This is a genomic window from Chloroflexota bacterium (assembly GCA_026710945.1).
Classification (GTDB): Bacteria; Chloroflexota; UBA11872; order VXOZ01; family VXOZ01; genus VXOZ01.
Genome location: JAPOQA010000070.1, coordinates 1 through 18,548, shown reverse-complemented (window position 1 = coordinate 18,548; position 18,548 = coordinate 1). Strand labels below are relative to the sequence as shown.

Genomic DNA, 18,548 nt, shown 5'->3' with positions numbered 1-18,548 from the left:
CAACACTCCAAATTTTAGCCAGCCGAAGTTGCCCTGACCAGAGCTATGGCACTACGGTCGCAGTTACGTTCTGCAACGAGACTGCATGCAGAAAATCAGCTACTAACCTACGTCGATCCACCCAGCAACCTGTAGCAGACTACAGTTGGATAACTTGAATGCCCGGAGGCACGGTTGACACATCCCGACTCACCCACGGACAATACAAGCTATCCACGAAGCTGAACCACATAGCCTATACTTGGCTCTCGCTCCGCAAGAAACCATGGGACAGAACACGCTCAAGGGCATATTCTTCGATCTAGGCGGCACCCTGGCGACGGCATATCCTTCGGTAACGGAACACATTTCTCAGACCCTTGCCGATCTTGGACATCCCATTCCGCATCGCGAGATTGCGAGCGCGGCCGCAATAGTCTCACCGGATTTCGATGACCCCAGCAATCGAGGGTGGTCGCTATCGCATGAGCGCTCGTACGCCTTTTGGATTGGCTACTACACTGAACTCTTACAAGAACTCAAGATCTCACCTACTGAACGCGCTACATATGCCTTGCACATCTATAACAGACTGAGCAGACCGCAGGGTTACGCGCTCTATCCTGACGCAATTCCGGTGCTAGAGCAATTGGCGGGAGCGGGATACACTCTAGGACTGATTTCCAATTGGGAAGCCTGGGGCATGGAGCTTATTCCGTACCTGGGTATTAGTCGGTATTTCCCCACGCAAGTGCTTTCGGGCTGCGTCGGCCTTGAAAAGCCGGATACGGCCATCTTTACGCTCGCGCTTGCAGAGGCCAATATCGCGCCCGAACACGCACTCTACGTCGGCGACAGTGTGCGGTTCGACATCGAGCCGGCCCTGGCGATCGGTATGCGCGCAGTCCTGATCGACCGCCATGCCGAACGCAGCGACCGCGGCGCCTCGACCATCCGGTCCCTCCGCGAGCTCTTTAGCCATGAATCCATACGTTGCTCGTAGGCAGACGCTCGCACCGCTGGCTGAAGGGAATGGGGTACATCAATGGCACGTGTAAGCATCAATCCTGAACTCGCAAACGATCTTGGGACTTTGCTGGCAGCAAAGTTCGGGCACAAGAGTTTTCTGCCACTCCAGGAAAACGTCATCAAGCATGTCTTGCATGGTCAAGATTCTCTAGCATTGATGCCCACAGGCAGCGGTAAGTCTTTATGCTACCAATTGCCCGCGCTCTGTCTCGAAGGCTTAACGTTAGTCGTTTCCCCGCTCATTGCGTTGATGAAAGATCAAGTTGATGCCCTGAAGAGCCGCGGCATTGCCGCCGACTTTATCAACAGCACCATGAGCGCCGCGCAAGCGCGGCGCGTGCAAGTGGCCGCCTACAAAGGCCGCCTCGACATCCTGTACGTTGCTCCCGAGCGCTTGGCCATGCAGCAGTTTCGGGACTTTCTTCACGCTGTGAAACTCGCACTGATCGCCATAGATGAGGCGCACTGCATCTCCGAGTGGGGTCACGATTTCCGGCCCGATTACCGCACGCTGCAAGTGCTGCGGGATAACTTCCCTGCGGTGCCGGTAATCGCGCTCACAGCCACTGCGACGGAACGCGTGCGGCAGGACATCCTCGACCAACTACGTATGCCCGACGCCGCCCGATTCGTCGCCAGCTTCAACCGGCCAAACCTGACGTATGACGTTAGACCCAAGCGGCGGAGCTTTGCAGCGCTTGTAAAATTGCTGGACGAGCATCGCAGCGGCGCCGCCATCGTCTATCGCTTCTCCCGGCAGAATACAGAGAGCCTTGCCGCCGAGCTATGCAGTCACGGCTTCAATGCACTGCCCTATCACGCCGGCTTGGACGACACGGTGCGCCGGGAGACTCAAGAGCGATTCCTGGGAGATGACGTCCCGATCATTGTGGCGACAATCGCGTTCGGCATGGGGGTGGACAAGCCGAACGTGCGTTTGGTTGCACACTATGACCTGCCAAAGACCATCGAGGGCTACTACCAAGAAACCGGACGCGCCGGGCGCGACGGACAGCCAAGCGCATGCGTGCTTTTCTACTCGTACGGCGACAAGATCAACCAAGATTACTTCATTAACCAGATCGAGGATGACGCAGAGCGGGCGCATGCCGCGGAAAAACTTGCCAGGATGGTAGCCTACAGCGAAGCGAAGACCTGCCGGAGGGCATTCCTGCTGGACTACTTTGGGGAAGAGTGGCGGGAAGAGAATTGCGGTGGCTGCGACGTCTGCCTTGCCAAGACGCGGCAAGTGGAGGCCACACACACATTTGACGGCACTGAAATCGCGCAAAAGGTGCTGTCGGCAGTCATACGGACGGGCGAGAGGTTTGGGATGAACCACGTCGTTGACGTCCTGCGCGGCAGCCGCTCGCGTCGGGTTCTGCAATTTCACCACGACACGCTGCCGGTCCACGGCATCGCACGAGACATGACCAAGGAAGAGCTGCAGGACATCGTCGACCAGCTCATCGACAAAGACCTCATCGCGCGCAGCTCGACCAGCAGTTACCCAACGCTTTACGTAACCTCAGAAGGGAAGGCCCTACTCAAGAACCGAGAGTCTGTGACGCTCATTGGACATCCTCCGCCGAACCCATCAGTGGAGCAGCAACCCGACAAAACCTTATTCGAAAAGCTACGCGCCCTGCGCGCGGAATTGGCCGCTGAGTTAGCCGTGCCAGCCTACGTAGTCTTTCCCGATGTCTCGCTGCGGCAGATGGCTGCATATCTCCCAACCGACCGTGCGGCGCTGCTCCAGGTCAAGGGTGTAGGTGAAGACAAACTGCGCCAGTTCGGTGATCGGTTCATCGGCGAAATCCGTCAACACGTAGAGGAGTGTGGCGGCGCCAATCCGCCTCCTGCCTCAGAGGGAACCACGCACGCGAGAGCCAATTCAGACTCAGAGGAAGTCCGAGATTCTCATCCCCGTGCTTACGAGAAGTGGACATACGAAGAAGACGAACAGCTCACCGCTCTCTACAAAGCGGGACGCTCAATTGATGAAATTGCGTCAGAATTGGGCCGCCGACCCTCCGCCGTAGTATCGCGGCTGCGACAGTCCGGCACTGCATCTGAACGCCGCTTGCACCTAAATGAAACCGAGAAGCACACTCTGGAGCTGGCACGTGCAGGACTCAACGTCCAGGAAATCGCCGCACGGCGCGAATTGTCGCCCGGCACGGTGATTACGCATCTAGAGCGCATCGCCGAGACGAATGAAACCCTCGACGTCATACACATGCTCCCCCCGCCCGACCGTTGCAAGCACATTGCGGACGCCTTCCGCCAGGCTGACAGCGATTATCGCCTAGCGCCGGTCAAAGAGCAACTCGGTGACGACTATTCGTATGAGGAGTTAAGGATGGTGCGCATGCACCTGCGGCAGCTTCAAACGACGAGAGAGCGTCCATAATAATTAGCCCCTTTGGAAGTAGGAATAATCGTGGGTAATAGTCCAGGCGACGACGCCGATCCGCCGCTGGGTTGGAAGGTAATTGAATCGAAAGTGGCCTACAGTGGACGCTTCCCGGTGCGGGAAGACGTGCTGGAAGCGGAGCTTGACGGCAGGCGCATGCTCTACACGTACCTGGACATTCGCCGCGATGCGGTTGCCATCTTGGCGCTTACCGACGCTGGCGAAGCCGTGCTGGTGCGGCAATACCGCCACCCGTTGCGTAGCACCACGCTCGAGGTGCCTGCAGGCGCGCTCGATCCCGGTGAAGACCCCCCATCCGGCGCACTGCGAGAGTTGGAGGAGGAGACGGGGTACCGGGCAAGAGAGATTAGACCGTTAGGTCTGTATCATCCCAGCGCACCATTGCTGCCGCTCACGATGCGTCTTTACTTCGCAACCGAACTTGACTATCATGCACCAAAGCGTGATGAGTTCGAGATCATGCAGGTTGAGCTCGTGCCCGCAAGGGACCTCTTGCAGCAAGTTCTCGACGGCAAGCAGCCGGAGGCAGCACTGACGGTGAGCGTCTTGTGCGCCGCCCAACGCGGCTGGCTGCCAACATGACGTTTGCTGGCACGTACCAGTTTTTCCGGCGAAGTCCGGAATCCAGGCCAAGAAGAAACAAACTATGCGCAATGACTCTGTAATCCTCGTGGGCGCGGACAATCTCGCTGAACGTGTGGAAGCGTACAAACGCCTGCTGCCGCCGGAGGCTATAGCGATTCTCAAGCCCGATAGCACCAGCGACAGTCGGAATACGTTTCTCGGCGTTCCCGTTGCACATGAGTGGCCGAGCCATAGCGAGGGGCTCGCGGACATTGCCGGTGACGTCACCTCAAGAGCCATTAACTTGCGCCGCGCCTTGGAAAGCGGCAGGCAGGCAATCATCCATCCGCCTTTTGGCGATTCATATACGAATGCAGAGGCTATTCTCGCAGCAGCCGGCGGCTCTGTACGCGTCGCACTGCCGGTGCACTTTACCCACAAGTACGAGACCGCCGCTCAGTCCGCAAAATCGGGAATCGGTGACATCATCACCGTGCGCGCCATCCGTGTATTTCCCCCTACCCAGGTGTGGCAGCAGAGCCTTTTTCACCTAATGGAATCACTCGAATTGTTGGGAGGCCCCTTGCAGAGAATCTATGCAAGAGCAGCCGCGCTGAAGTCAGCGAACACCGACACCGTGTTCTGCAACGGCCGCTATGCAAACCGTGCCATTCTTTACGGCGAGATGAGCGCCGCCTACCCCAGCAGCTACAGCAAAGAAGTAATCGAAGTCACCGGACGCGATGGCATGGTGGAATACGACTCCAATGCCCGGAGCTTCTGGATGGCGTCCGAGGGCGGAGTGTCGCTCACGGAGGCATACCACCGCACGCCATATGAGAAAATGGCCGCCGCCTACGTGCAGTCATGGCAAGCAGAAGAAGCGGAGCTCTCAAGCCTTCCTGATGCCTTGCCTGCGCTGCGCGCTTTCTGGGCAGCCATGGAGAGCATTGATAGAAATGAAGCAGTGACGATATGAGTGCAACGCGCGCGTTGAATATTGGCGTCATTTCGTTCGACCACGGCCATCAGAACGGGTACGTTTCTGCCATGCTCGAACTACCTTCGGCAAATCTCGTTGCCGCAGCCGATGCCGTGCCCGAACAGCTCAATAGCATGCATGCTATGCTCGCCGCCCATCCGGCAGCGCCGGATGTAAAAGTCTTTTCCGACTATCACGAACTCTTGGAGCTCGACGAGGTGGAAGCAGTCTCGATCTGCTCTGCCAACGCCGACCACGCGCAGATGACCATCGATGCAGCGCAAGCCGGCAAGCACGTCCTCTGCGAGAAGCCGCTCTGCATCACGCTGGAAGAAGCAGACGCGATGATTGCCGCCTGCCGCGATGCCGGTGTGCACTTGGCCACCGCCTACCCCTGTCGCTTTGCGCCCGTCGCGTGGCAGGCCAAGCAGCGCGTGGAAAACGGGGAGATTGGCGATATCCTCGCCATGCACGGCACGAACCATCTCAGGCCGTTTACAGAAGGGTGGTTCATCGATCCGCAACGCTCCGGCGGCGGCACGATTCGCGACCATATCGTACACGTCACCGACCTGATGCGGTGGTTTACGGGTAAAGAAATTGTGGAGGTGTACGCCGAGGGAGACACGCTGAAGCGGCCGCACATTGCCGTGGATGACGTCGCAATCCTCGTCGAGACGTTTGAAGGCGGTATCCTGGCCTCCACCGACCCCTCATGGAATCGACCGGAAAACTGGTCCAAGTGGGGCAACGTCTATCTTCGCCTGCTCGGAACCAGGGGCATGATCGAAATTGAAATCACGGGACAAGCCCTGGTGCGCACTGAAGCGAAGAGTGGTTCTGTCTCGTCGATTGATACATCAGAGTCAATGAATTACTATTTGCTTAAGGATTTTTGCGAAGCAATTATCGCTGGACGCTCTCCATTGGTCACAGGGGAAGACGGTCGCGCCGGGGTGGAAGCCATCCTCGCTGCATATCAGTCCATTGAAGAAGGACGACCAATTCGTATTGGCTCACGCCAATGCGGCTGATGCCGATGCGGCTGACGCTGGTGCGGCTAAGGACGGTGAGGTCTGCTGCGCGAAGGTTAGGAGACGTAGTCATTGTGATAGAGAACCTATGAATATCGCTCCGTTGAGTGGAGGAAAGTAATGCGAAGACGTCTTTTCTTGGTAGTCGCTGGCGGCACGCTTCTAAGCGCCTGTAGGCTTGGCATTGGGGAAGCGCCGCCTGAAGAAGCGCAGTTCATCCCCTTACGCATCCTCACGTATTCCGAGATCGTTCACCGTGGGAAAGAAGCAATTCTTCACGCGGCTTCTAAAGAAGGTAGCGAGCTCACCCCTGCGCTGATGCGCGGTGAGGAGACCATAGCCATCGAGGAGTTCACATCCAAGATGGCGGGAGATGACGGTTATGTGCGGTGGACCTGGACCGTGCCCGAAACGCTTGAGCCCGGCACGTACACTATTGTGGTGACGGCAGTGGCTGCTGAAGGCGAGATTTCGTGGACTGAGGAATTCGAGGTTAGGTAGCGTCGCCTAAGGGGATGGCCATGGTGGGTGACCGCCTGAATACCGCTGTTGTCGGTGTTGGACTCATTGGGGAGCAGCACGCCGACGTCTATGCCGCGTATGAACGGTCGAATCTCTCGCAAGTTTACGACGCCAATCCCGAGCGCGCACAGGCTGTGGCAGAACGCCTGGATTGCCAGGTTGCCCCCAACTTAGAGGCAATTGCAGCCTCAGACGCAGCGCTCGTAAGCGTGGCTACACCCGATTTCGCCCACCGCGACGCGGTCGTTACCATGCTGGAAGCCGGCAAGCACGTGCTCGTCGAGAAGCCGCTGGCCACCACCGTCGCCGACGCCGTGGCAATGGTACAAGCCGCCGAACGCAACAATCGCTTGTTCAGCGTGAGCCTTGGCAATCGCTGGGTAAACGACATTCAAGAACTGCGCGATTGTGTGCAAAGCGGCGAGATTGGCGAGCCGGTTTTTGGCTTCTCGCGCCTCTCCGACACGATATGGGTGCCCACGCAGATGCTTTCGTGGGGCAGTCAGTCCGGACCCCACTGGTTCCTCTTCCCTCACACCATGGACTACATGCGCTGGGTCATCGGCCAAGAAGCGGTCAGCGTCTATGCCCGCGGCGAAAAGCGCCTGCTGCCTGAGAAGGGCGTGGATGCCTATGACTTCGTGCAGGCCATGGTGGAATTCGAGAATTGCACAATCACCTTTGAGACTTCCTGGATTGTGCCGGAAGGGTACCCTGCTATCGTCGAACAATACCTCTCCCTGTATGGGACGAAGGGCAAGGTTACCCTTGATCGCTCGAATCGCGGTTTCACCTTGGATACCGAGTCCCGCCAACTGACGATACGGCCCAAGATGTGGTCGTACTTCAAGACTGACCACTCCTGGGGCAATTCCATGCGCAACATGGTGGACTGCGTGCTGGACGGCGGCGAACCGGCGATACCGGCACGGGACGGCCTGGCCGTAGTCGCCATGATAGAAGCTGCCGAACGCTCGATCCTCACCGGCCAGCCGGTGCGACCGGCCGACCTGATCGCGGAGCATATATAGGAAAGTAACCAGCCGGCCCCCGAGAGATTGCCCGAGATTGCACACACTCCTTGAGGAACCCACTGCACAGTCTTGGTCAGCGTTGCAAGGACACTCGCTCTTCCTGGGGAGACGGCCGGGGTAAGGGGAAGATGCCGCAATCAAGCCGATTTCCACCAGTTTAGCATAGCTTCACAATACCTGCCACACACACCGATACCGAGGTCTACTAAATGGAGAACGGGGAAATGAACCAGATCGGCATCGGCGTCATTGCCGCCGGACAGATGGGGCAGCGGCACGCCAACGTCTACCGGCAACTTCCCGAGGTGGAGCTGCGTGCGGTAGCAGACCTGAATGCGCAAGCCGCCCACGCAGCCGCCGATCCGGCCGGCGCAGCCGTCCACACCGACTGGCACGACTTGCTTGCGCGTGACGACATTCAGGCGGTGAGCATCTGCCTGCCGGACTGGGACCACCGTGACGCCGTGATTGCGGCAGCGGAGGCTGGCAAGCACATATTGCTTGAAAAGCCTTTGGCCATTGACGTTGCCGATGCAGACGACATGGTCGCCGCAGTGGAGCGCACCGGCATCACGCTGCTGGTGGGGCACACGCTCCACTTCGACCCCCGCTACGCCATGCCTTTGGAAGACTACCGGCGCGGCGCAATCGGCGACATCATTCACGTCTTCGCCCGCCGCAATAATCCCATCACCAGCGCCGAGAAGTTCGAGGGCAACACCACGGTGTTGCAGTTCTTGGGCATTCACGACATCGAATACGTGCTCTCGATGGTGGACGAGCCGGTGGTGCGCGTAACCGCGGAGTCGCACCAGGTGCTGGCGACAAAACTCGGCATCGATGACGCGGTCTTTACGCTCGTAAAATTCGCCTCCGGCGCCGTTGCCAGCTTCGAGCATGCCTGGACCTTGCCCGGTCAGACGTATCGGGCGCTGGACGCGCGCCTCGACGCCGTCGGTACCGAGGGGATGATCCGTATAGATTGCGCCCCCGCCACGAGCATGACGATAGGCCAAGAGCAGGTCGAGACCCACGACACGTGGTACGGCCCGACGCTGGACGAGAACTACGTGGGCGCTATCTTCCACGAGGTCAAGCACTTCGTAGACTGCGTGCGCACTGGCAAAGAACCGGCGGTAAAGCTAGTGCACGCCTATGAAGCAGTGCGCGTGGTGGATGCGGCACAGCGGTCAGCCGCCAGCGGCAAGCCAGTCAACCTGGCAACGGGCACGTAGCGTTCACGGGGTCTTCTTTGCTTCTCGTCCATCAGGCGGATCGTCAGGTGTTCCAAGCTACCAGCGGACCACTTACCGTTCGTGCTGAGGGCTGCGCGAAGCCCTTGTCGAAGCACATCCCAAGTCAGAGCGGGTCCAGACCGGCTATCCGTTCGTGCTGAGCCTGTCGAAGCACTCTTCAGCGGACGCTTGCATGCCACCTGTGCTCACGCAACGACCCGCTCTAGCTGACCAAACACCTTCTCGAACGCTCGTACGTACCCCGCCATGAGTGTTTCATCGTTAGGCGGGGTCAGGCCCATAAGCGGAATCACTCTATCCACCGCGTTGGATGCATGCGGATAGTCTTCCGGGCGATATTCTATCGAGCCGTCGTAGCAGCACGTCCAGGGGCAGCCGCGGCCGTAGCCTTCCTGCTCCTGAAAGAGCGTCATGCGCGGCAACAAGAACTCCGCACGCCCAAGGCCGACGCCTTCCGCGCGCAGCGCCTCCCGCACTTTCTCGCTCGCAGTTCCCGCTTCGACATCCAGTCCCGCCTCCTCCGGCGCGAACTCCGCCACATAGCGGAAGTAAACGTGGGTGCGATTAGGGGGCACGTGCGGCAATCGGAGTCCAGGGATGTTTGCCAGATGCTCGTTTAGATAGCTGGCGTTCGCCTGGATGTGCGCCGTTGTCTCGTCAATGCGCGTCAGTTGCGAGCGGATGAAGGCGTTGGTCATTTCGGTGCCGCGATACATCCAACCCATGCCGTAGACGTTGTACTCGCGTTCGCCGTCCGAGCGCCGCCGCTCGCCGAACTGCTGCACCCGCGCCGCCATGTCCCACGCTTCCTCGTCGTCGGTGACCAGCGCGCCGCCTTCCCCGCCGGGCAGGTTCTTATTGCCGTTGAAGCTGAACGCGCCGATGTGACCGAGCGTACCGACCGATTGCCCGTTGTACGTCGCCGCCTGCGCCTGGCAACAGTCCTCGATCACCTTCAACCCATGCTTCGCCGCCACCGCCATGATGCCGTCCATGTCGGCCGGCAGGCCGTAGAGGTGCACCGGCAGAATGGCGCGGGTGCGCGGCGTGATCTTGGCCTCGACATGCTTGGGGTCCAGCGTGTAAGTTGCCGGATCGATGTCGGCAAAGACCGGGATCGCGTTGTGGTGCAAGATGCTGGTCGCCGTAGACGACCACGACATGGGCGTGGTGATGACCTCGTCGCCCGGCTGCACACCCGCCGCGGCCACGGCCATGTGCAATGCCGCCGTGCCGCTGTTCGTCACCAGGCAGTGCCGCGCGCCTACGTACGCCGCCCACTCCTCCTGCAACGCCATGGCTTCCGGCGCCGCCGCACCCCACAGCACACCCCGCTCCAGCACACCCATCACCGCGGCTTTGTCCGCCTCCGCCACCTGCGGCCACGGCTGCACGGCACTCTCGCCTACTACCTGCGGGCCGCCAAGGATTGCAGGCTCATTCTGCTTGCCTAGCATTGCTAACTCCTTCACGCAACATCACACGTCAGCTGAAACAGGCCTTATCAGCCATGGTAATTGTATTGGCAAATTCACCGGCTTACGCATTCAGGCTCCACAAGGTACAGCAATCACTCTTATCGGATCTCACTGTGGCGGGTTTGCAGGTGCCAGATTGCCGTCTTCTCCCCTTTTCACCAAGGCGCGCAATTCCGTTCCATCCCGGGCTACTGTGTAGATGTGGGGTGGTATTTGGAGGTCGAAATCACCCGGTACATAGATAGCGATGCGCTCTCCATCGGGAGACCACGCTCCAACGCGCCAGGCTTTGGCAAGAGGATTCGCAAGCTCCACGCGACGCGCGTTGCTGCCGTCTCGTCCGACGATGAAGAAGTGACTGTCAGAGCCAATCAAGAGTTCCAATCCGTCCGGCGACCACAACACCTTGGAGACACGCCACTCAGGATCTTGCGCTGCCAGCACCTGCGTTATGTCGGCACCGTCAGGTCGCACCGTATAGACGCCGACTGGCTCGCCCTTCTCATCGGCCATCACAAAAGCTAGAAGCTCTCCATCCGGCGACCATGCCGGTAAGACCGGTGTCTTCCAGTAGTATTTCGTGGACTTCACACTTAGATCCGATACTGCGATTACAACCGGGCCGGCTACTCGCGTCCACTCCGTGCCGTCGGACCGAATGGTGTAAAGGAATCCACCCTCATAGGCGGCCAGAAACGCCAAGCGCTCCCCGTCCGGAGACCACAGTTGTGGCGCTTGTACTATAGATACGTAGTAGGTTTTCTCCTTCAGGGTAGGCGTGACAGTCGCTATACCTCCCTGCTCCACATCCGACATGTCTGCATCTATGGCGACAAAGTATGTACTCTCCTTCCCCATATAAAGTGTCGTGAGCGCTGTCCCCTCCTGTACATCGGACCCGTCAACCGCCATCGTGTAGATCTCCCCAGCCCAGTAGGCGATGCTCGTCCCATCCGGCGACCAGGCCGGATAGTGCTCAAATCCGTTGTTCCGTGTTAGCCGCTCCTTGCCGGTGCCATCAAGATTGATAACGGCGAATTCATACTCATGGTCGGTCCGGCGCTCCTCATCTACATTCGGCCCTGCCACTGGGAACTCGCAGGACGTGTAGACTACGCGCGTACCGTCCGGAGACAGTTTAAAGTAGAAGCCGTGCAGAAAACTGAACCGCAGTTCGCGCTCCCATATGGGATGCCGAGGATCCGCATCTACAAGCATTCGCAACCGCGTGCCTTCACGATCAACCACACTTATCGTCCCGAGGTGATCGAATACGAGATGCCCGCCATCCGGCGTCCATTGCATCACCTGCTCGAAATGATACTTGCCTTGAACAGGACCTAACTGAGGACCACAAGACCCGTAATATTCTCTGACAACTCTCCCACGCCGATTCACATCCCTATCGCTGCTCACATCAACCCCGGTGCCGGCGGTGTTTGTCTCACAGCCGGCGAGGCCCGCCGCCAACGCCAAGAAGAGAAACCCAACCAACCGCACGTGTACTCGATGCAATGGAATGCGCACTTTCAAATTCCTCAGTTACTGCGTCTGATAGAGCGCATAGATCGCAATGATTTCTAACGGCTGGGGGCATCCAAGATCTTCAGCAGCACTTTGCAACACCGGAGACTACTCCTCGCTAAACACCACGTATCCGAACCGGTTTGGCATATGGAACTGGATTTCGCCGGTGGGGGACCAGGCGGTGTATTCATCGGCGTCGTGGGCGCGGTCGATGCGGTAGAAGTTGGCGCGCCAGCGGTCGCCGTGGCGGGGCGGAATGTGGGGCGCGGTCATGCACTGGTCGAAGGGGATCGCAATCTCGGTCGACCAGGCGGTATCCGTGCCGTCGAAGGAGTTCACCTTGCCGTCCACCTGCACCGCCGTCTGCAGGTCGGGGCAGTCCCAGCACAAAAGTTCATGACTCTTGCCGCCGCGCCGGAAGACGGCGAGGTCCACGAGCACATTGTTCGGGCTGACCTCGAATTCGAGGAACGACCATTCATCGCTGTCGTCATCCAGGAAGACCTCCACCACCTCTTCATCCCACAAAGGCTCATCGCGATTCTTGAGCGTGCCCCAAATGTAGGGGTCCTCTGCCTCAAAGCCGACGTAGAGGTACGTATCGTCCCAGAGCGCGCGCACGACCGTGGGATAGCGCGGGGCATCCCCGCTGACGGTTTCCACTAAGCGCATCGGCTCCGCTTGCTGCCAGGCCGGTTCGTCGAGCGCGCCGTCGACAGTGATGGGCGAGGTAGCCCGGTGGCAGGTGTAGGAAGGGAGTGGGGGAAGACTTGGAGTTGTCATTAGCCATTCTTTCTTGCTAGAGAGTAGAACAGTCACTGAATTAGGGTGTGTTTATACTATGACCGTCATTCCCGCGAAAGCGGGAATCCATCTGCTAGAGGCACCAGGTTGTGGCGGCATGCAGGGAAAACAAGCGGTCGCATACGCACACAATGCGCTTGTCAACCGTTTTCGTGCACTCTGCGGCGCAAAGCGCGCTAGAATTCTGCGCCAAACCCTTGAGATTCCTCGCTGTCGCTCGGAATGACATTAAGATTAAACAGACCCTAGTCTAAATTCGCAAAATCGTGCTTCGACAAGCTCAGCACGAACGGATGTATTGCTTCAAGATATCTATCCCGATCCCCCTACTCGATCCTTTCACCCAAAACCTCTTTCTGATCAGCTTTTCGCGCCAGCGGGTTCTCATTCTTCCATTCGCCCCCGTATCGAGTCGGGGCAGGATCTGAGCACTTCGGCAAGCTCAGCGCAGGCCTGTCGAAGAGCATTCCTCCAAAGGCTACGGTGTTCCTGAGAAGGAGTTTAGTCAGAACTGTCAGCTAGCGACAGCACAAGCCAGCACCGTAATGGGTCCGACTTACTTCCACTAGAGAACGGCGGCGAGGCTATCTTTCCGGCTACATCACATCTAACCACACCGGGCTGGACCACGCCATTTCTTCATCCTCTTGCGTCACGCGCACATAGTAGTAGTCGCCCGTGCGCGCTGCGGCGGTATCTTCCCACGCCAAGTCAACGCCATGCGACGGATTCTGCCACGTATGCACGTCCTCATTGTTCTTGATCACCGTCACAGTGCCAAGCGGCGCGGTGCCAGTGACGTTCACGACCAGCCGACGGGGATCGGTGGACCCAAGCGCAAGATCAGACCCCATCCAATGGCCGTTTACCTTGAATGAGAGCAAAATGCGCTGGCCGGAGGTAGCATAGGTGCGCCGCGCCCGCCACGCCTCGAAGATCTCTTTGCGCGTGAGGCCCGTGGCCCACACCACCGCCAGACCCGATGGCTTCCAAATGGCGTCGGCCACGGACTTGCTGAACTGTTCGCCGATGCCCGCGTAGCCGGGACGGGCGTCGTGGTTGTCGCTGCCGGCGATCACGCCCACGCGCGAGCCGGTTGCCAGCACTTCCTGCAATGAGAGGCCACCCTGTGTTCGCCACGGCTGGCGCGGGTTGCCGCGAATCTCCGAGTTGCCCCAACCGGAGTACATCTCCAGCAGCCGCTCGTATTTGGGATTGTGCTGGTGCCAGCGAAGCGCCATCAAAGGATGGTGTCCAAACGCCAGCACGTCCTCGCGGCCTTCCAGGTGGTGCCACATACGTTCAAGATTTGCCGTGGCGACATCACTGCCGCGGAGAATCTGATGGTAGTCGTTTTCGCTGTACACGTTCCGGTGACCCAGGCCGTGTCCCTCGCCATCCGCATCCATATACGCCCACTCAAAGCCACTGATCGGCACGAACTCTCCCGGCGTGTGGTACCGCTGCACCAGGATCTGATTGGCAGTCCACTGGTTGTCGGTCTCGTACTCGGCGTGCTCGGAGGCGCACATGAAGTCGAGATTCGCCACGTGGCGGCCGTGCTCGTACTGGGCCTCGATTTCGCCCACCGCGTCACCGGAGTAGAGAGAATGCGAATGTATGTCGCCAAAGTACACCTGGTGTGCCGGCATTTCAGAAGCGCTTACAACCGGGTTCGACGTACCGACCAAACCATCATCAGTCTCGGCCATGATGACATACGTGCCCTCGCCCTTCGGCACCCACGTCACGCGGCAGTGGCCGCAGTCGCCTTCAGCCAAGTGAATTGGACCAGGCAGGTCTACATCATCCCGGTCGCACGCAAAGCGCACGCGCCCGGCGTACGCCGGCTGGGCGAGCGCCTGATACCGGTCCACCACTGCTACGTTCAGATCATGGGGGACACCGATTTGGGCATCGGCCTTGGCCGTGACAACGAGCTTTGCAGGCTCATCGGTAACCACCGTAAAGGAGTGGGCATGTTCGCGTTCAAGGGGCAAGAACGTCTCAGTGGCGCGGGCGTCCACCCAGACCGTGAGCACGGGCATGCGGTGCCACCACGCGCGCTTGTAGTTGTGGGTATATGTCCAGGCGACGACGTTGGCCTGCGCGCCGGGACCGCCCCCGCTGCGGTCGCCAAAGACGAGCGTAATCGTATCGCCCGGCCGCAGCGGCCCCTCGGACACGGTGACGCGAATGCCATACTCGCGATCGTGCAGGCCGGTTACCGGTTCGACGATCTCGGTTACGTCAACGCGGCCACTGCCCTCATGGGCAACCGTTACGTAACCCGGTGCGGTTGGGTCTGCGGTCTGTGGGGTATGGGTTTCACGCCACAGCGATCCTTCTACAAACGCCATGATGCCGCCGCCCACGGCAATGCCCTCTTTGCCTACGGTGTAGGTCATGCGAAACTCGTGGCGGGAGCAAGAGACCACCCGGTTCGGCGTCAATTCGCTGAATCCACTGGGATCGCTGAACAGGGCATGTAAATCGGACTCGGTGCGCACAGCCGGCGGCACTTCCAATTCGAGATCGTCGCTGAGAATGACGCCGTCAAATCCCCGCAGCGTCGCTTCCGGCGTGGAGACGCGCATTTGCAGGAAGTTCGGCCGCACGGTGACCGTGGCCACCCGCGTCCAGACGGTTTCGGGCCGCACCTGGGGATCCAGGCGCACGCGCCCGCTGGCGCCGTCTAGCTCCACTTCCACGTAGCGTTCCTCCGCCGGATGGGGCGATACGCCCAGCCACAGGCCGTAGGGTCGATCCGTCCGCCAGCCGCGGGTCTGAAGCGTGAGATCGGCAACCGAGCGCTGGTAGTGTTGTCCCCGGAAGGCGACCTTCTGCTCACTGTAGGCAAATTCATTTGGCTCGAACAGCAGATAACGGCGGTCGTTCATGCGTGCTCCCTTTCTCAAGAATCACGAACGCCGGAGCCGCGTCGCGGGCAGATCCGGCGTTTGCGATGTAATCCGCGCGACAATTGTATTTTCCAGCACTCGGCCAGACTTCTCACGCCATGGCCAGCCGGGGCATGCCGCTCAACCGGGCCGCCAATGCGAGCGGCCAATCGTAACGTGTCAGCCGCACACGCGCTCTTCCGGCGCACTGACCGGCACAAGTTCCTACTTTGAGACTCCCAGCCGGGCCAGCTCTTCTTGCTCTTTCTCCAGCACGAGATCGCCGGCCTTCACCGCGGTCGCCACTGCTTCATCGATGCCGACCTCGTTTAGCCAGCCTTTGTTGATCTCGTTCCTGACGGCCGCTACCCACTCATTCGTGAAGAACGAATACGGATACGGATAGCCGATTTCCATGGAGTCTACGAATATCTTCGCGGGCTCGGGATAGTCGCTAAGTTTTGCCCAGTTGGCCGCGCCGCGCCATGTGGCGGGCAAATTCCACACTGCCGTCGACTGCTCGCCCGCTTCGGACGTCGTGGAGTGCTTGATGAACTCCCAGGCCTCATCGGGATGCTCGATCGGGTTCAGCACCGCCATGGCGCCGGCATGAATCACACTGGCCGATTGTACGCTCACCGGCAGCACTTGGGCGTGCCAACGGAATTCCGCCATTTGCGGGCGGCCGAAGAGGAAGGAACCGCTCGGCATGAGCGCCAGCGCACCCGTCGTAAACATCTGGAAGGCGCCGCCCAATGCCGATGCTTCCTCGTTTGTGGGCGCCACCCGATACTTGTAGACAAGATCGTGCACCCACTTGATGGCATCGAGGCCGGGGGCCTCGCCGAAACGAAAGGCGGTCTTGTCCTCGCTGAGGATTTCGCCGCCGTTGATGACGATCCAGTTATAGCCCTGGGTCTGTCCCCACGGCCCTACCTGGGTGCCCCACCGCTCGACCTTGTCGCCCTGGCGAACGGTGAGCTGTTCGGCGAGGCTGAGCCAGTCCTCCCAATTCCAGTTGCCCTGAGGCACGTCTATGCCGGCCTGTTCGAAGTGGTCGACATTGTAGAACATGCCCACGGTCGCTTGGTTCTTCGGCATGCCCCAAAAATTGCCGAACAGTGTGTAGATGTTGAGCGCGTAGGGAGCGAACAGGTCGCCCATGTCGATGCCGTCGCGGGCTACGTACGGGTCCAGCTCCGTGAGCATGCCCAGCGCGGCAAAGGACATGATGCCGTGGGCATTGATCCACATCAGATCATAGGGTATCGAGCCCGCGGCCGCCGCAATTTTCAGATTGTTCTGCATCTCGGTCTGATTGGGGGTGATGTCGGTAGTCACGTTGATGCGATCACCGAACTCGGCGCGATACGCCTCGTTGACCCGGTCATTGTCGTCGGCGACCACTTGCGCGTGGGTAATGCCCTTGAGTTCAGCGGTCTCCGGCTCGGGCGCGGCCTCGGCGGCCGGCTTGGCCTCGGCTTCTCCCTCGCCTTGCGCCGGCGCTGCCGGCACGGTGGCAGTGCCGCAGGCAGCCAAAGGAACCGCCAAGCTCGTCGCGCCGAGCAGGGCCAGTAGCTTGCGTCGTGTAGTAACAGTCATGGGAACCCTCCAAGCAGTGTGATTAGAAAGATTTACTCTTGAAACACACTTACAGGGGCAGCATACTTAGCCAGCGCCTTGTCTGTCAAGCGCGACCACGTGTCGAGTTCGTGCAGCGACTGGTCGTCAATGGGCGTGACCGGCTGACGCACGGTAGCATGCTCAATGGCGCCCGCACGGACGAGAAGGTGCTTGGCGGATTGGATGAACGACTGCAGGTTGCCTCCCTTGGCCACAAGCACCGGCAGCATGGCGGCATAGATGGCGCGAGCAGTCTCAATGTCGCCGGCCACGTAGCGATCGTACACCTGTCTCATCGGCCCTATGGCATCGGCGCCGGGCATGCAGCCGACGGCGCCGCGCTCCAGCGCCTCGATGAAACCGATGCCGCCCCAGCCCACGAGCATTTTGAGCTGAGCGCCGCATTGCTCTTTGAGCGCTTCCATCAGCGGCCAGGCGGGCTGCGCCTCCAGCTTGACGTATTGGATGTTCGGGCACTGCTCCGCCATCTGCGCGATCACGCCGGCCGATAGGCCGTAGCCCACCACCTGCGGGCAGTCCTGCACCATGATGGGCACGTCGACGGCCTCGGCAACAGCGGCATAGAATTGCTGAACACCAAACATGTCTACGGGGCCGGGCGGCGGCAATACCATTAGTCCGGCCACGCCTGCTTCCACAAGCCACCGTGCCATGCGCCCGGCTTCAACCGTGGACGCCGCTTGCAGACCCGATAGCACCGGCACCCGGCCGTCCACTTGCGCCACGACGGCCTGCACGATGCGCTGCTTCTCTGCCTCGCTCAGACGATTGGTCTCGCTGGCAAGGCCCAAGCACACGATGGAGTGCGTTCCTTCTGCTAATACATAGTCGGCCAGGCGCCGCAAACTGGTGTAGTCCACGGCCTCATCCGGATAGAACGGCGTGCAAAGGACCGCCAGCACACCATGAAAGTTGCTCATGCCTTCCCTTTCACTCTGAATTCTTGCCAGTAATCGTGACATAGATGACGGTGAAGCCCGAGATTTGTTGCCTTAGACTCGATAGCTTTGCAGGACTGTGTTTCATGTCATTCCGAGCGCAGCGAGGAATCTAGGAAAGGTCTGAACAAGTCGGCATGAGTTCGTGCGTTTTGGTGGAGGTGGGAATGTGGGGGTGTTTTGGCGTTTAGATGGGAGTTGTTTTGTCCCTGTTGCGGCATTGCTGGGAGCGTTTTCCGCTCCTGCCCGTGTGCTGGGCGCACTACCGCCGTGTCACGCTGTCACGTAGCGTGCGGCCGTCACCAGATTGGTCAGCCCCAGCAGCAACGCCAGCCGTTGCGTGTTCTTGTGCAAGCCCCGATAGCGCACCGTGGCGTAACCGAAGCGCCGCTTCACCCACAGGAACGGATGCTCGACCTT

At 59.7% G+C, this 18,548-nt stretch carries 15 protein-coding genes; 8 read left to right on the top strand and 7 right to left on the bottom strand.

From position 1 onward, the window contains the following. Positions 1 to 265: 265 nt before the first annotated feature. The 8 genes from OXE05_14580 (at position 266) to OXE05_14545 (ending at position 8,816) form a co-directional block, all read left to right on the top strand. Entirely contained in the window at positions 266 to 982 is a 717-nt protein-coding gene (locus tag OXE05_14580) for an HAD-IA family hydrolase (GenBank protein MCY4438541.1), read from the top strand. Positions 983 to 1,024: 42 nt separating this feature from the next. Beyond that, positions 1,025 to 3,421 carry a DNA helicase RecQ gene (gene recQ / locus OXE05_14575; GenBank protein ID MCY4438540.1) on the top strand — a complete coding sequence of 799 codons (2,397 nt, stop codon included), beginning with the start codon at positions 1,025 to 1,027 and terminating at the stop codon, positions 3,419 to 3,421. Positions 3,422 to 3,451: 30 nt separating this feature from the next. Then, positions 3,452 to 4,027, top strand: a complete 576-nt coding sequence (locus OXE05_14570; protein MCY4438539.1) for an NUDIX hydrolase — start codon at positions 3,452 to 3,454, stop codon at positions 4,025 to 4,027. 64 nt (positions 4,028 to 4,091) lie between these two features. Then, a complete protein-coding gene (locus OXE05_14565) occupies positions 4,092 to 4,988 on the top strand; it encodes a hypothetical protein (GenBank protein ID MCY4438538.1) in 897 nt (298 codons plus the stop codon). Further along, positions 4,985 to 6,025, top strand: coding sequence for a Gfo/Idh/MocA family oxidoreductase (locus OXE05_14560; protein ID MCY4438537.1), 1,041 nt, complete (start codon positions 4,985 to 4,987; stop codon positions 6,023 to 6,025). The genes OXE05_14565 and OXE05_14560 overlap by 4 nt, the downstream gene beginning before the upstream one ends. Before the next feature lie 120 nt (positions 6,026 to 6,145). Then, positions 6,146 to 6,526 (top strand): hypothetical protein, encoded by a 381-nt coding sequence (locus OXE05_14555; GenBank protein ID MCY4438536.1) that lies wholly within the window; start codon positions 6,146 to 6,148, stop codon positions 6,524 to 6,526. Between the two features lie 20 nt (positions 6,527 to 6,546). Beyond that, positions 6,547 to 7,578 carry a Gfo/Idh/MocA family oxidoreductase gene (locus tag OXE05_14550; protein ID MCY4438535.1) on the top strand — a complete coding sequence of 344 codons (1,032 nt, stop codon included), beginning with the start codon at positions 6,547 to 6,549 and terminating at the stop codon, positions 7,576 to 7,578. Between the two features lie 227 nt (positions 7,579 to 7,805). Then, positions 7,806 to 8,816 (top strand): Gfo/Idh/MocA family oxidoreductase, encoded by a 1,011-nt coding sequence (locus tag OXE05_14545; protein ID MCY4438534.1) that lies wholly within the window; start codon positions 7,806 to 7,808, stop codon positions 8,814 to 8,816. Between the two features lie 206 nt (positions 8,817 to 9,022). Here OXE05_14545 and OXE05_14540 read toward each other — a convergent pair whose 3' ends face one another. The 7 genes from OXE05_14540 to OXE05_14510 form a co-directional block, all read right to left on the bottom strand. Next, on the bottom strand, positions 9,023 to 10,294 hold the full coding sequence (locus tag OXE05_14540) for a DegT/DnrJ/EryC1/StrS family aminotransferase (GenBank protein ID MCY4438533.1): 1,272 nt from the start codon (positions 10,292 to 10,294) through the stop codon (positions 9,023 to 9,025). Positions 10,295 to 10,423: 129 nt separating this feature from the next. Beyond that, positions 10,424 to 11,842: a hypothetical protein gene (locus OXE05_14535; protein MCY4438532.1), complete on the bottom strand. Its 1,419-nt coding sequence runs from the start codon at positions 11,840 to 11,842 to the stop codon at positions 10,424 to 10,426. Positions 11,843 to 11,947: 105 nt separating this feature from the next. Next, entirely contained in the window at positions 11,948 to 12,625 is a 678-nt protein-coding gene (locus OXE05_14530) for a carbohydrate-binding family 9-like protein (GenBank protein MCY4438531.1), read from the bottom strand. 617 nt (positions 12,626 to 13,242) lie between these two features. Further along, positions 13,243 to 15,546: a CehA/McbA family metallohydrolase gene (locus OXE05_14525; GenBank protein ID MCY4438530.1), complete on the bottom strand. Its 2,304-nt coding sequence runs from the start codon at positions 15,544 to 15,546 to the stop codon at positions 13,243 to 13,245. Between the two features lie 225 nt (positions 15,547 to 15,771). Next, positions 15,772 to 17,148: a sugar ABC transporter substrate-binding protein gene (locus OXE05_14520; protein ID MCY4438529.1), complete on the bottom strand. Its 1,377-nt coding sequence runs from the start codon at positions 17,146 to 17,148 to the stop codon at positions 15,772 to 15,774. A gap of 32 nt (positions 17,149 to 17,180) precedes the next feature. Next, complete coding sequence (locus OXE05_14515; protein ID MCY4438528.1) at positions 17,181 to 18,110, bottom strand: dihydrodipicolinate synthase family protein; 930 nt, start codon at positions 18,108 to 18,110, stop codon at positions 17,181 to 17,183. Positions 18,111 to 18,401: 291 nt separating this feature from the next. Next, positions 18,402 to 18,548, bottom strand: a 147-nt coding sequence (locus tag OXE05_14510) for a transposase (protein MCY4438527.1), incomplete at its 5' end; no start/stop codon positions are given.